This is a genomic window from Parasphingorhabdus sp. W113, assembly GCF_055693205.1.
Genome location: NZ_CM146328.1, coordinates 2,458,441 through 2,472,930 on the forward strand (window position 1 = coordinate 2,458,441; position 14,490 = coordinate 2,472,930).

The 14,490-nt window shown below is 54.8% G+C and carries 12 protein-coding genes; 9 read left to right on the top strand and 3 right to left on the bottom strand.

Going from position 1 to position 14,490, the window contains the following annotated elements; all coding sequences use genetic code 11:
- Positions 1-37: 37 nt before the first annotated feature.
- Genes cysD through ACZ1GS_RS11865 form a run of 3 tightly spaced genes read left to right on the top strand, consistent with a single transcriptional unit; the run spans position 38 to position 3,590 of the window.
- Positions 38-934 carry a sulfate adenylyltransferase subunit CysD gene (gene cysD, locus ACZ1GS_RS11855; RefSeq protein ID WP_472695391.1) on the top strand — a complete coding sequence of 299 codons (897 nt, stop codon included), beginning with the start codon at positions 38-40 and terminating at the stop codon, positions 932-934.
- A complete protein-coding gene (gene cysN / locus ACZ1GS_RS11860; protein ID WP_472695392.1) occupies positions 934-2,859 on the top strand; it encodes a sulfate adenylyltransferase subunit CysN in 1,926 nt (641 codons plus the stop codon). The genes cysD and cysN overlap by 1 nt, the downstream gene beginning before the upstream one ends.
- A complete protein-coding gene (locus tag ACZ1GS_RS11865; protein WP_472695393.1) occupies positions 2,856-3,590 on the top strand; it encodes a 3'(2'),5'-bisphosphate nucleotidase CysQ in 735 nt (244 codons plus the stop codon). The genes cysN and ACZ1GS_RS11865 overlap by 4 nt, the downstream gene beginning before the upstream one ends.
- Positions 3,591-3,608: 18 nt before the next feature.
- Here ACZ1GS_RS11865 and ACZ1GS_RS11870 read toward each other — a convergent pair whose 3' ends face one another.
- Positions 3,609-5,519: a polysaccharide biosynthesis protein gene (locus ACZ1GS_RS11870; RefSeq protein WP_472695394.1), complete on the bottom strand. Its 1,911-nt coding sequence runs from the start codon at positions 5,517-5,519 to the stop codon at positions 3,609-3,611.
- A 302-nt stretch (positions 5,520-5,821) separates the two neighbouring features.
- Here ACZ1GS_RS11870 and ACZ1GS_RS11875 point away from each other — a divergent pair, with 302 nt between their 5' ends.
- The 3 genes from ACZ1GS_RS11875 to ACZ1GS_RS11885 all read left to right on the top strand — a co-directional run bounded on the left by ACZ1GS_RS11875 (position 5,822) and on the right by ACZ1GS_RS11885 (position 9,023).
- A complete protein-coding gene (locus ACZ1GS_RS11875) occupies positions 5,822-7,126 on the top strand; it encodes a UDP-glucose dehydrogenase family protein (protein ID WP_472695395.1) in 1,305 nt (434 codons plus the stop codon).
- Positions 7,127-7,274: 148 nt separating this feature from the next.
- The gene (locus ACZ1GS_RS11880) at positions 7,275-7,946 is read left to right on the top strand and encodes a class I mannose-6-phosphate isomerase (RefSeq protein ID WP_472695396.1); all 672 of its coding nucleotides are present in this window, start codon (positions 7,275-7,277) and stop codon (positions 7,944-7,946) included.
- A 9-nt stretch (positions 7,947-7,955) separates the two neighbouring features.
- Positions 7,956-9,023 carry a mannose-1-phosphate guanylyltransferase/mannose-6-phosphate isomerase gene (locus ACZ1GS_RS11885; protein WP_472695397.1) on the top strand — a complete coding sequence of 356 codons (1,068 nt, stop codon included), beginning with the start codon at positions 7,956-7,958 and terminating at the stop codon, positions 9,021-9,023.
- Positions 9,024-9,029: 6 nt separating this feature from the next.
- Here ACZ1GS_RS11885 and ACZ1GS_RS11890 read toward each other — a convergent pair whose 3' ends face one another.
- A complete protein-coding gene (locus tag ACZ1GS_RS11890; protein WP_472695398.1) occupies positions 9,030-9,395 on the bottom strand; it encodes a hypothetical protein in 366 nt (121 codons plus the stop codon).
- A gap of 97 nt (positions 9,396-9,492) precedes the next feature.
- Between ACZ1GS_RS11890 and wecB the strand changes: the two genes are divergently transcribed.
- Both wecB and wecC read left to right on the top strand, forming a co-directional pair.
- Positions 9,493-10,638: a non-hydrolyzing UDP-N-acetylglucosamine 2-epimerase gene (gene wecB, locus ACZ1GS_RS11895; protein WP_472695399.1), complete on the top strand. Its 1,146-nt coding sequence runs from the start codon at positions 9,493-9,495 to the stop codon at positions 10,636-10,638.
- A gap of 118 nt (positions 10,639-10,756) precedes the next feature.
- Positions 10,757-12,055: a UDP-N-acetyl-D-mannosamine dehydrogenase gene (wecC, locus tag ACZ1GS_RS11900; RefSeq protein WP_472695400.1), complete on the top strand. Its 1,299-nt coding sequence runs from the start codon at positions 10,757-10,759 to the stop codon at positions 12,053-12,055.
- A 29-nt stretch (positions 12,056-12,084) separates the two neighbouring features.
- On the opposite strand, the gene ACZ1GS_RS11905 is transcribed toward wecC, so the two are convergent.
- On the bottom strand, positions 12,085-13,080 hold the full coding sequence (locus tag ACZ1GS_RS11905; protein ID WP_472695401.1) for an O-antigen ligase family protein: 996 nt from the start codon (positions 13,078-13,080) through the stop codon (positions 12,085-12,087).
- Positions 13,081-13,550: 470 nt separating this feature from the next.
- Between ACZ1GS_RS11905 and ACZ1GS_RS11910 the strand changes: the two genes are divergently transcribed.
- On the top strand, positions 13,551-14,441 hold the full coding sequence (locus ACZ1GS_RS11910; protein WP_472695402.1) for an HpcH/HpaI aldolase/citrate lyase family protein: 891 nt from the start codon (positions 13,551-13,553) through the stop codon (positions 14,439-14,441).
- The last annotated feature ends 49 nt before the right edge of the window (positions 14,442-14,490 follow it).

Sequence of the window (14,490 nt, forward strand, 5' to 3'; positions counted from 1 at the left end):
TCTCGCAACAATACCAACGTTGGACTATTGAATCATCATGCCCCTTACCCACCTCCAACGCCTTGAGGCCGAAAGCCTGCACATCATGCGCGAAGTGGCCGCACAGGCCGACAAGCCGGTGATGCTCTATTCTGTCGGCAAGGACAGCGCTGTGATGCTGCATCTCGCCAAAAAGGCGTTTTTCCCATCCCCTCCCCCTTTTCCGCTGCTGCACGTCGATACCACCTGGAAATTTCAGGAAATGTACAAAATGCGGGCCAAAGCCGCAGAAGACGCCGGTATGGAATTGCTCGTGCACCAGAATCCGGAAGCCAAGGAAAAAGGGATTAACCCGTTCGACCATGGCGCGGTGCATACCGACATGTGGAAAACCGAGGGCTTGAAACAGGCACTGAACAAATATGGTTTCGACGCGGCTTTTGGCGGCGCGCGCCGGGACGAAGAAAAAAGCCGGGCCAAAGAGCGCGTGTTTTCCTTTCGATCGGCAAACCACCGTTGGGACCCGAAGAACCAGCGGCCGGAATTGTGGAAGCTTTACAACATGCGCAAGGCCAAGGGCGAAAGCATCCGTGTGTTTCCGCTGTCCAACTGGACCGAACTGGACATCTGGCAATATATCCATCTCGAGAATATCGAGATTGTTCCGCTCTATTATTCAGCGCTCCGGCCCACGGTCGAGCGCGATGGCATGCTGTTGATGGTCGACGATGACCGCTTCCGGTTTGAACCTGGCGAGCAAGTGGTGGAACGGTCGGTGCGGTTCCGGACGCTGGGCTGCTATCCCTTGACCGGAGCGGTTGAGAGCGAAGCCACGACATTACCGAAGATTATCCAGGAAATGCTGTTGACGACCACATCCGAGCGCCAGGGCCGCGCCATTGATCACGATCAGAGCGCTTCGATGGAGAAAAAGAAACAGGAAGGCTATTTCTAGTGGAGCATCCCGCACCCGCCTATGAAAGCGACACATTGATCGCCGAGGATATTGATGCCTATCTCGAAAGTCATCAGCACAAGACCATGCTGCGCTTCATCACCTGTGGATCGGTTGATGATGGCAAATCGACGCTCATCGGCCGGCTGCTCTATGACTCCAAAATGATTTTCGAGGACCAGTTATCGGCGCTTGAAAAGGATTCCAAAAAGCTCGGGACACAGGGTCAGAATATTGATTTCGCGCTGCTGGTTGACGGTCTTGCCGCGGAGCGGGAACAGGGCATCACCATCGACGTCGCCTACCGGTTTTTCGCCACTGAAAAACGAAAATTCATCGTCGCTGACACGCCCGGCCATGAACAATATACCCGCAATATGATCACCGGCGCTTCAACCGCGGATCTGGCGGTGATCCTGATTGACGCCCGGCAAGGGATTTTGACCCAGACCCGGAGACATAGCTATCTCGCCCATCTGATCGGCATCAAACATATCGTGCTGGCGGTCAATAAAATGGACCTGGTAGACTATGATCAGGCGGTTTTCGATGAGATTGTCACAGACTATCGGGCCTTTGCCGACGAGCTCGGCATGGCCGCGTTCACCGCGATTCCGATTTCCGGTCTGGCCGGCGACAATATCGCACGAAAATCGGATCAGACCCCATGGTATGATGGCCCGACCCTGATTGACCATCTGGAAAATGTCGAAGTCACCGTGACGACCAACCAAAGCGGCCCGTTTCGCTTGCCGGTCCAGTGGGTCAATCGGCCCAATCTCGATTTTCGCGGATTCAGCGGTCAAATTGCCAGTGGTACGGTACAGCCCGGCGACACGGTCAAGATTTTGCCCTCCGGAAAAACCACCCAGGTCAAAGAAATTGTGACCTATGATGGCCCGCTTTCAAAAGCGGTCGCGGGGCAATCGGTGACGTTGACCCTGGCCGATGAAGTGGACTGCTCGCGCGGCGATATCATTGTCGCCGCAGATGCCCCGCCGCAAACCGCTGACCAGTTCGAATCCACGCTTGTCTGGATGGATGAAAACGAGCTTTTGCCCGGCCGCAGCTACTGGATGAAAATCGGCCCGCAAATGGTCAGTGTGACCGTTCAGCCGCCAAAATATCAGGTCAATGTCAACAGCCTGGAACAGCTCGCCGCCAAGACGCTGGAGTTGAATGATATCGGTGTTGCCGAACTGTCGACAGACCAACCGATCACCTTTGAACCTTATGCCGAAAATCGCGAGCTCGGCGGATTTATCCTGATCGACAAGATCAGCAACGCAACGGTCGCCGCGGGCATGCTGCATTTCTGCTTGCGACGGTCGCAAAATGTCCATTGGCAGGATGTCGACATCGATCGGGTTGCCCATGCCAAGCAGAAGCGGCAGGAGCCGCGCGTCGTCTGGTTTACCGGGCTGTCGGGATCCGGCAAATCGACCATTGCCAACATGGTCGAAAAGCGCTTGCACGCGCTGGGCAAACACAGCTTCCTGCTGGACGGTGACAATGTGCGTCATGGCCTCAACAAGGACCTCGGGTTCACCGACGCCGACCGGGTTGAAAATATCCGTAGAATTGGCGAAGTGGCAACGCTGATGGCGGATGCCGGGCTGATCGTTCTGACCGCGTTTATTTCCCCGTTCAAGGCCGAGCGGCAACTGGTGCGTTCGATGCTGCCCAAGGGCGAATTTATCGAAATATTTGTCGATACCCCCCTGTCGGTCGCGGAAGAACGCGATGTCAAAGGTCTCTATAAAAAGGCGCGGGCGGGCGAGCTCAAGAATTTCACCGGTATCGACAGCGACTATGAAATTCCCGAAAATCCAGAGATGCGGATCGACACAACCAAGATGAGCCCGGAAGAAGCCGCCGAGATTATCGTGGACAAGATCGTCGGAAGTTGGTCCTATACCATATGAATGATGGTGAACTGGCTGCGGCCCTGGCGAAAAAAGCTGGCGCCCTGCTGCTCAAATTGCGAAGCGAAACCGGTCTGACAGGCAAGGCGCTCGGCGAAGCCGGCGATCGCGCGGCCAATGAGCTGCTCGTCTCGGCGCTGCATAAAGCACGACCATCTGACGGGCTTTTGTCCGAAGAGAGCCAGGACACCGCCGAGCGATTGACCAGGGACCGGGTCTGGATCATCGATCCCGTCGATGGCACGCGAGAATATAGCGAGGGCCGGGAAGACTGGGCGGTCCATGTCGGACTGGCGATCAACAACAAGCCCGTTCTCGGGGCCGTGGCATTGCCGTCTCTGGACCTAGTCTGCCGCAGCGATCAGCCATTTCAGGCGCCTGACAGACTCCAGACACCGCGCCTGGTTGTCAGCCGCTCCCGCCCGGCAAAAGAAGCGCTCGCGGTTGCGAAGGCAATGGCTGGGACGTTGATCGAAATGGGGTCTGCTGGCGCCAAGGCGATGGCAGTCGTCCGCGGAGAGGCGGATATCTATCTCCATTCCGGTGGGCAATATGAATGGGACAATTGTGCACCGGTGGCGGTTGCCATGGCCCACGGCTTACACTGTTCTCGCATTGACGGCAGTGCGTTCCGGTATAATCAGCAGGACACCTATTTGCCGGATTTGCTGATTTGCCATCAACAGGACGCGCAGCCGATACTCGATCTCATTCAGGGAACGCGGGACTGAACCGCAATACGGCCAGGCTCAGGATATTTCGCCAGACTTGAGATTATCCCGTTCATGCTCGAATTCCGGCACGATCTGCTTCAGCAAATCAATCGCTTCATCGGTTTTGCGACAGGCCCGAACCTGGCTTAACAGCTCTTCAAGCCGGTCAGCGGCCAAATGGCCTTCGCGCGCCATCATGATCCGGTCATGCACGGTTTGCCGGGGATCGTTGCCGATGATCAGCTCTTCATAGAGTTTCTCGCCCGGTCGCAATCCGACCTCTTCAATTTCAATGTCGCCATCCGGATTCTGGTCGCTGCGCACCGTCAATCCGGACAATTGAATCATGGTTTTTGCCAAATCGATAATCCGGACGGACTTGCCCATATCGAGGACAAAGACTTCTCCGCCCTTGGCCATGCCGCCGGCCTGGATAACCAGTTGCGACGCTTCCGGTATGGTCATGAAGTAACGAGTCACATCGCGATGCGTCAGCGTGATCGGCCCGCCCATTTCAATTTGCTGGCGAAACAACGGAACAACCGAACCGCTGGAACCGAGCACATTGCCAAATCGGACCATCGAAAATTTGGTCTGGCCCGGCTTTTCAGAGAATATCTGCACGATCTGCTCGGCGGCCCGTTTGGTCGCCCCCATGACATTGGTCGGGCGGACCGCCTTGTCGGTGCTGATCAGGATAAAATCGCCGACATCAGCCTGATAGGCCGCATTGGCCAATTCATAGGTCCCGACAATGTTGTTTTTAATCCCTTCCACCGGATTGGCCTCGACCAGCGGGACATGTTTATAGGCTGCCGCATGAAATACCGTATTTGGCTGCCAATAGGCAAACACTTCCTCTAACCGGCTGGCATCGGTAACCGACCCCAGTATGGGAACAATCTCTACTGCTCCGAGGCCGTTATCCTGCAGATATTTGCGCAACTCCTTCTCAATCGCGTAGAGCGAAAATTCCGACAGTTCGAACATGATCAATTGCCGCGCACCGGCCTTGACGATCTGGCGGCACAGCTCGCTGCCGATAGAACCACCGGCTCCGGTCACCAGAACCTTTTTGCCCACGATAGTTCGGCCGAGTAGCAATTCATTAGGCGCCACAGGCTCGCGACCCAGCAGGTCTTCAATATCGAGTTCCCGGATATCATTGAATGAAACCTGACCATCCATGATATCTTTCATGTTGGGCAAGGTCTGGACGTGGACCTTGAAGCGCTGAATCTCCTCGACAATCGAACGTCGTTTTTTCCGGGAAATATTGGGGATCGCCAGCAATATGTCGGTAATCTGGTATTTCTGGATAACATCCTGCAGCTTGCCGCTCCAGAAGACCTTGTTCCCGTCCAGTTTCTGGCCATCGAGTCTTTTGTCATCGTCAATATAACCGCGCAGCCGCATAGCGGGTTCGGATCGCATCGACGTCGCCAGTTGCTGACCGGCGTTGCCGGCGCCATAGATCAGTACGGTTTTCACTGCGCCGCCAAACCGGTTCCGGCCAAGAATATCGACCATCAGATAACGGGCTGTGACTCTGGAAAAACCGACCATGATAAAGAAGATGATCGGCTGCAAAACGCCGACCGTCCGCGGCACGCCAGCAATTCCGATGACCGAGAAAACGAAAACCATTGGTACGGCATAAATCATGAAAGCCCGGACGAGAGTTTTCATCATCCCGGACCCCGCATAGCGGAAAATGGCGTTGTAAACCCCGACCAGATAGAAGACCGGCAAGACAATCAGGATGGCAGCCAACGCAACTTTCTGGATCGCCAGGTCCCAATAGACCCACACCCCAATCCGCAGCGAATAGGCAATCCAAATAGACTGAATACACAGCAGAATGTCGATAAGAACGACGATCAACTGCTTCTTCCATCGCGCAAAACCCGCGATTTTTTCAAGAATTTGCGTAAAAATGGCAATCATGAACTTACTACTAACATTTCCGTTCTGCTTTACAAATCAGGTATATTTCGGACATGTGGTAACAGAATATCAATCTAAAATCCGCAAAGCATTTACTCGAATGGCGGTCATTATGGTCGCTTATCATTATCATGGACCAAGTTCCGCCGAAGCGTTGACGAGATAAACGCCCCATCACAAACATACAACAAACCAAAATGTAACATTCTACCGCCAAGCTTGACCACGCAAGATGATCGGGCCAGAAGCGGCTTCTGATGAGGCTTCTAACGATAACAGAAGCCAAAAAGTAAAGGATAACTATGAAAATTGCGATGATTGGATCCGGCTATGTTGGTCTTGTATCCGGTGCTTGCTTCGCGGATTTTGGACATCAGGTTGTCTGTGTCGACAAAGATCCCGCGAAAATTGAGAAACTGAACCAGAATATCATGCCTATTTTCGAGCCTGGATTGGCAAGTCTGGTCCAGCGTAATGTCGAAAGTGAACGGCTTTCCTTCTCGGGCAATCTCAGGGAAGCCGTGGACGGATGCGACGCTGTGTTCATTGCAGTCGGAACCCCATCCCGCCGCGGTGACGGCCACGCCGACTTGAGCTATGTTTACGCGGCCAGCGAAGAAATCGCAGACTCAATCACCAAACCCACGGTCATCGTCACCAAATCCACGGTACCGGTCGGAACCGGCGACGAGGTCGAACATATCATGAGCAAAAAACTGGCCTCGGACCAGTTCGCAGTGGTGTCCAACCCTGAATTCCTGCGTGAAGGCGCCGCCATTGCGGACTTCAAGCGCCCCGACCGGATCGTGATCGGCACCGATGTCGAGTGGGCAAAAGAAGTGATGAGTGAGATTTACCGCCCATTGTTCCTGAATGAATCGCCCATTTTGTTCACTGGCCGGCGCACCGCCGAATTGATCAAATATGCCGCCAACGCCTTTCTGGCGACGAAGATCACATTCATCAATGAAATCGCAGACCTCTGCGAAAAAGTAGGCGCCGACGTCCAGCAAGTCTCGCGCGGGATCGGACTGGACAACCGTATCGGTTCGAAATTTTTGCATGCCGGCCCGGGATATGGCGGCAGCTGCTTCCCAAAAGACACGCTGGCATTGCTGAAAACGGCCCAGGACAATGAAAGCCCTGTCCGGATCGTCGAGGCCGTGGTGCAGGTGAACGATCAACGCAAACGCGCTATGGGTCGCAAGGTTATTCAGGCGCTTGGTGGCGAAGCGCGCGGCAAAAAGGTCGCGCTGCTCGGCCTGACCTTCAAACCGAATACCGATGATATGCGCGATGCGCCGTCCATCGCGGTCGCCCAGACGTTAATCGATGCCGGTGCAGAGGTTACCGCTTATGACCCTGAAGGCATGGAAATGGCCGCAGAAATCATGCCCGATGTCGTCATGACAAATAACAGCTATGAGGCGGCCCAGGATGCCGATGCGGTTGTTATTGTGACCGAGTGGGATGCCTTTCGGGCGCTTGATCTGGACAAGCTGTCCCAGGTGATGGACGGTTCGGCCTTGATCGACCTGCGCAATATCTATCAACCATCGGATGTCACGAAATACGGACTGACCTATACCGGAATCGGTCGAAGCTAAGGCCATAGGGACCGTCGATGAAACTGAAGCGCAAGTCCGTTGCAAAACCGTGGGGTCAACAAAAGCTCCCGCGCGTATTTGGTGGCAAGCAAAAAGAAAAGACTGGCGAAATCTGGTTTGAGCCCCCGCGGGTATCACTCCGGCATTGATGACCAAATATCTGTTCACCGGCGAGAAGCTGTCGATCCAGGTCCATCCCAATGATCGCCAGGCAAAGCGCAAAGGGTTGCCGCACGGGAAAGAGGAATGCTGGTTTATTTTGGCCGCAGAGCCCGATGCCGTGATCGGCATCGGTTTGACCAAAGAGGTGAGCGCTACCAAATTGCACGCCGCAATCGCTTGCGACCAGATCGAGCAATTGGTGGACTGGAAGCCGGTTCAAGCCGGGGATTTCTTTTATGTGCCTGCCGGGACCATCCATGCCATCGGCCCGGGCGTCACACTGATCGAGGTTCAACAGAATATCGATGTGACCTACCGGCTTTATGACTATGGAAGACCACGCGAACTCCATCTTGAAGATGCTATCGCTGTTGCGAAACCGGGGGTTTATGATTCCAAATATCAATCGATCGTGGACCCCGAACAGTCGGGCAAATTGGTCGATGGCCCCCACTTCCGGCTATTTCATATCGTCGGAAACGACAATGCTATCCTCAAAGGGGTTGTGGCGGGCGAATGGCAAGTGATCCCGCTCGACGGAAGCGTGACAGTCCGAGGCGAGGCAATTGCCGCCGGTGACTGCGGTCTGTGCGCCAAAAGCGCCGATATTGATCTGTCAGATAATGGCAAGGCGCTGGTTGCATGCACGCTAAAATAGAGAATGATCATGAATGATTCCGATCTTGTCGTCCCGGTAATCCTGTCCGGCGGCTCCGGCACCAGATTATGGCCGCTATCCACCGAACAGTGCCCCAAGCAATTTCTGTCGCTAACCAGCCCACTCAGCATGTTTCAATTGACCTTGGAGCGTTGCCGGGATGGCGATCTGTTCAGCAATGCGATCATTGTCGGCGGCCGGGATCATGCGGACCTCGCTGAAGAGCAGATTGAAGAAGTGGGGGCACAAATCAGCACCCATATCCTCGAACCCTGCGCAAGAAACACCGCCCCAGCCATCGCCCTGGCGGCACTTGCTTGCGAAAATCCGCAAGCGGTGTTGCTCGTCATGCCCAGCGATCACGTCATCCGCAATGCCAGGGCCTTCCGGCAAGCGGTAAAAGATTCCCTGCCGCTGGCGAAGGCCCGCTGGCTGGTGACCTTCGGGATCAAACCGACCGGACCGGAAACGGGCTATGGCTATATTGAGCAAGGCGAACCGATTATCGGCAGCGCCGAAAGCTACGCGGCACGGCGCTTTGTCGAGAAACCCAACCGCGCAAACGCGCAAAAAATGCTGACTGACGGCAACTACCACTGGAACGCCGGTATTTTCCTGTTCCGCGCTGATACCTATCTGGCGGCCCTGAAAGAATATGCCCCGCAAATGCTGCAAGCGGCCGAGGCCGCGATGGAACAAGCCGAGCGATCAGATAAACGGGTCATCCCCGACGAGGCCAGATTCGCGCAAGCGCCTTCCGATTCCATTGATTATGCTGTTATGGAAAAGGCATCGAAGGTTGCCGTCACCCCGATCGAACCCGGCTGGTCGGATGTTGGTAGCTGGGATAGCCTCTATGAAATCAGCGAAACGGACGATCAATCCAACGTGACCAAAGGCAAGGTTCTGGCAATTGAGTCCAGCAGCAACCTTATCCACGCCGATGATCTCGAAATCGCCACCTATGGCGTCAAAGACCTGATCGTTGTGGTTTCCGGCAAACAGGTCATGATCCTGCCGAGGGGCGAATCTCAGAATGTGAAGCAGATCATTTCCGACCTCAAAAGAGACGATTAGAAACTGTTACGGCGTTTGATCCAGTTGATCTGGCCTGAGTGTATCACCCTGCCGTCCGATCAGCCGGTTCGGGAAATAACGCGCAACGATCATCAGGCCGACCGGGATCAGCATGGTGTTCCACATATCCTTATAGGCCTCTTTTTGCGCAAGATCGATCCAAGCCGGATTGTCTGTGACGCGTTGATAGTCAAAATACTCGTTAGCCAAGGCGGCGATCAAAACACCCAGAAGCGGCCACGGACTAGCCAACGCCCGCCGAAAAAAGGTCGCCAGAAAAAACTGGATCACGATCGCGCCGTAAATGTGCAACGCATCACGATCAAATCCGGTATTGGCCTCAAGCCAAATTTTGATATCAATCCATTCCATGTTGGCGGCTTGGCTGAGACAGGCTGAACCGTCAATGGACAACAGTTAGCGCCGATCGATTATGAGTTTTTTAGCGAAAAGCTGATAGTTAACTGTCATGAACAAAGAGCAATCTGCGCCACCCAAAATCCTGACCATCTTCGGCACGCGCCCCGAGGCCATAAAATTGTTCCCCGTCGTCCGGGCGCTGAGCGCGTGCAGCAGCTTGGATCCGATCTGCTGTGTCACTGCACAACATCGGGAAATGCTCGATCAAGTACTTGATATTGCGAATATAAAACCCGACTTCGATCTTGATCTCATGAAAGCGGATCAAAGTCTGGATGATCTCACCGGCCGTTTGCTGTCGGGGATCGGCAAGATATTGCATCAAACGGGCGCCCAACGCGTGATTGTCCAGGGCGACACGGCAACGGCAATGTGTGGCGCACTGGCAGCCTATTATCGCAAGATACCGGTCAGCCATGTCGAGGCTGGCTTGCGCAGTTATGACAATTATAATCCCTGGCCGGAAGAGGTAAATCGCAAGATTATCGGCGCGATTGCAGATCAGCATTTTGCCCCGACGAAGACGTCCGCCGATGCCCTGATCCGCGAGAATATTCCCGCTGATCAGATTATCGTGACCGGCAACACGGTGGTCGATGCGCTGCTCATAACCGCCCAGAACAGCGATATTCATCAGAACATGGACGCCCCTCTGGCGGATGCCCTGGCAAGATTTTCCGGCAAGAAGATTATCGGCGTCACCACCCATCGCCGAGAAAATTTCGGTGACGGCCTCAACAATGTTGCCAGCGCCCTGGTCGACATTGCCAGACGGGACGATGTCGCGCTCATATTTCCCGTTCATCTCAATCCCAACGTTCGGGAAACCATGCTGAATGCGTTGGGCAATTTGCCCAATGTCGCAATTTTGGAACCTTTGGACTATCCCAATTTCGTAGCGCTGTTGAAAGCCAGTCATTTCATGTTGACGGATAGCGGCGGCGTCCAGGAAGAAGCCCCGGCACTCGGAAAACCGGTCCTGGTGATGCGGGAAACCACCGAACGGCCGGAGGGTGTGGAAGCCGGAACAGCGATGCTCGTTGGCACCGACCGGGAAACCATTGTCAATGAAGCCTGTCGCCTGCTCGATGATCCGGCCCGCTACAAGGCCATGGCCAAAGCCCATAATCCTTTTGGTGATGGCAAAGCGAGCAAACGGATCGCGGCGCGGATAGCCGAAAGTTTCGCGCGCTAAACCCGCCTTCCACCGGCCGTTTCGACGCCGCTCCGTTACCGAAATATTTACACTGTCGCTTTAGGTAAGCGGTTGAAATGGGCGCCTCTGTTGCGGCGCATAGAGGAGATTTCTGACCATGCTTGCTGATGACAAACCTTCTGTATGCGTCTTGGGGTTGGGCTATATCGGTTTGCCGACAGCGGCCGTTATTGCACGATCCGGCTGTCCGGTACTGGGCGTGGATGTCACTGCACATGTGGTGGAAACCATCAACAGCGGCAAGATTCATATCGAGGAAATGGATCTGGACGGTTTGGTTCAGGGTGTTGTTTCCCGCGGAATCTTGCGCGCTTCGTTGCAGGTCGAACCGGCAGATGTCTTTGTAATCGCAGTTCCAACCCCCTTTGGCGACAATCATGTCCCGGACACCAGCTATGTTATGGAAGCGGCGACCAATGTGGCAGCGGCGCTCAAGAGCGGTGACACGGTCATTCTCGAATCAACATCGCCCGTTGGCACCACGGAAAAAATGCGGGACTTGATCGCAAGCCTTAGGCCTGATCTAAAAATACCGGGGCAAACCACTGATATTCCAGATATTTCAATAGCATATTGTCCTGAACGCGTGCTGCCGGGCAAGATCTTGGAAGAGCTGATCAACAATGATCGGTGCATTGGCGGGATTACACCACGATGCGCGCGCAAGGCGCTCGGATTTTATCGCCGGTTCGTCCGCGGTGAATGCGTCACCACGTCGGCACGCGCTGCGGAAATGACCAAGCTCGTCGAGAATAGCTATCGCGACGTCAATATCGCGTTCGCCAATGAACTGTCGATTGTGGCGGACGAAATGGATCTCGACGTCTGGGAAGTCATCCGGCTGGCAAACCGGCATCCGCGCGTCAATATTCTTACGCCCGGCCCTGGTGTCGGCGGGCACTGTATCGCTGTCGACCCGTGGTTCATCATCCATGGTGCGCCCGAACAGACCCCGCTGATCAGGGTCGCCAGGGAAGTCAATGATGGCAAAACCGGCCATGTGCTGGAGCAGGCTTCGCTGCTGATTGATGAATTGCCAGGCACTGCTATTGCCTGTTTCGGACTGGCGTTCAAAGCCAATATCGATGATTTCCGCGAGAGCCCGGCGCTGAAGATTGCCGCCCAACTGGCACGCCGCTATGGCAACCGGATCAAAATCGTAGAACCCTATGCCACTGCGCTCCCTGCGCCTTTCGAAGGCACCGGGGCGCAATTAATCGACATTGATCAGGCACTGGAGACTTGTCCGGTCATGATTACGCTGACGGACCATGATATGTTCAAATCGATCCCGCTTGATGAAAGGGCTGGGAAGGTCGTTTACGATACGCGCGGCATCTGGCCCGACCAGCCGGATAATATGCAGGCGGCAAGAGATCTTCGCTTAGCAAGCTAACCAAGCATCCATGAACATAATTTTTGGGTTTAGTGGTCTGATTCAGACGGGCCGGAACCATTCCCGGCGGCCAGCGGCCACATCAAGAAGACGATTCCTATGGCGATCGTGAACGGATAGAAATAAACGCCATCCACCAGGGAATAGCTGAACAGGCTTAACGACACGGTTGCTGACAGGAGTTTGACGTCTCGTGGGCTTTCACTTTGGAAAAAGCTCTTGAAGACCAGATAGCCGATCAGCACGCAAAACAGCACGGCGCCAACACCCCCCCAATCAAACAGAAATTGCAGGGCACTCTGATGCGGGTGCTTGAATGTCAGAGCGGCATGCTCGCTGACAAATTGGAAATGATGCGCACCATAGCCAAACAGGGGCTCGTCCTTGATCAGCGCGATGGTTTCTTTCCAAATCTCGGTCCTGCCCGAGGTGAAACCGTCTTGCTCCAGTCCCTTTTCCCAAAAGCGTTGAATCGCGCCAAATCCGGCTTTGGCCGGTGCCGGTAGCACGATTGATACCAGCGCGCCGAGACATGTCGCTAGTGCTCCGCGGAACAGAAAAGCGAATTTTCGGAACTCGGGAAAAAGCAGGGCACTGACCAGCAGGGCCATCGCGACCCCCAGAACCGGTCCGCGCGATCCCAACCACAGCATCAGGGCCGTATTGAGAAAAACCAACGCCAGGTGCCAATGCCCTTGCCTGGTCGGCTTGGCGGCAAGATGCGCCAGGCTCAGCGCGATTGCCGGCGCAAAAACATAGCCGGTATGCCGCAGATTGCCAAAGCCCGGCATGTGTTCCGGCCAGTTATAATCACTGTCTGGCCCGATCGCATAAACGAAAAGCAGCATGGACAAGCCCGTCAGGGCCGTGGAAATGGGCAGGATGATCAGATATTTCTGCAGGCCGAAGCCGCGGTTCTGAGCCTGAATCAGCAAATAGCCAACCGCTGCTGCGAAGAGCAAATGGGTGGTCCAGAATAAGGCCCCACGGACCGCCACTCCGGGAATGAAACGGGGTTCGAGCACCGAAGACCAGACGATCGCTAGCCATATATATATTGCAATTTTAATAGGTTGTGGGAGCTTTTTTAGGATTGATCCAATACTCATACCGTTCAGGACCGCAGCAACAAACACACCGATTTCGACGAACAGGGCGATCATGAAAAATAACCGCGCGGACACTTGCCAGGATGAAAAGTCGCCGTCGGTCGTTGACAAGAACAGGATACGGAGCAAAGGCACCAGAAACAGGGCTGCGGGCCAATGACGCCCGATCCCATCGATCAGATTGAACGCTGGCCTCGCGGGTCGTGCTGGTCTTGCCTCTGGGGCCATTATATTGAATTTTCCCACCAATTTGCGCGATTCCTGATCCGGAATCTCGGGTGAACTTATAGCCCGAATATGGTTAACATTCCCTTTTCAACACGCGCGACGGCTGAAATCGTGCACCAGCATAGTTGCTCCCGAATTGAAAGGTGCTAAACAATCCCATGCCCAACGCCAGCCATCGCCCGCGCCGTTCTTGCCTCTATATGCCGGCCTCCAATAACCGCGCGCTTGAAAAGGCCAGAACATTGCCCGCCGATTGTGTCATTTTCGATCTCGAGGATGCAGTGGCGCCAGACAGCAAAGACAGCGCGCGCCAGCAGGCCTGCGATGCCATTGCGGCTGGCGGCTATGGCCACCGGGAAATCATCGTCCGCACCAATGCCGCAGATACGCCCTGGTTTGCCCATGACATGAAGAGCCTGTGCGCCAGCAAGGCGGATGCGATTCTGGTGCCCAAAATCGCAAATGCAGATGATGTGCGTGCCATTTGCGCATTCATGGACCAGGAAGATGCGAGCATTCACACGCAATTGTGGGTCATGATCGAAATGCCGCACGCGATACTCAATATCGCCGAAATCAGCAGTCTGGCCAACACAACCAGACTGTCGGCGCTGGTCATGGGTTTCAATGATCTGGCCAAGGAGATGCGGGCTCAACCGGATCCGGCGCGGACGATTTTCCTGCCGGCCATGGCGCAAACCGTCATGGCGGCCCGCGCCAACGGACTGATTGCGCTTGATAGCGTGTATAATGATTTCCGGGATGAAAGTGGTTTTGAACAGGAATGCGATCAGGCCAGTAGCTTCGGATTTGATGGCAAAACCCTGATCCACCCCAGCCAGATTACCACGGCCAATAGCAGCTTTGCGCCGAGTGCCGCGCAGGTCGCCGAAGCGCAAGCCATTATCGCCGCTTTTGCGCTGCCCGCCAATCGCGGCAAGGGTGTGATTACAATCGATGGCAAGATGACCGAATTGCTCCATCTGGAGCAAGCCAAACAGCTGGTCGCACTGGCCGATGCCGTCGCTCTGAACGAAGCGTCCGGTTGACGGTGCGGGTGATTTTGTTTGTCGATCTCGACAACCGGTAAGAAACTCG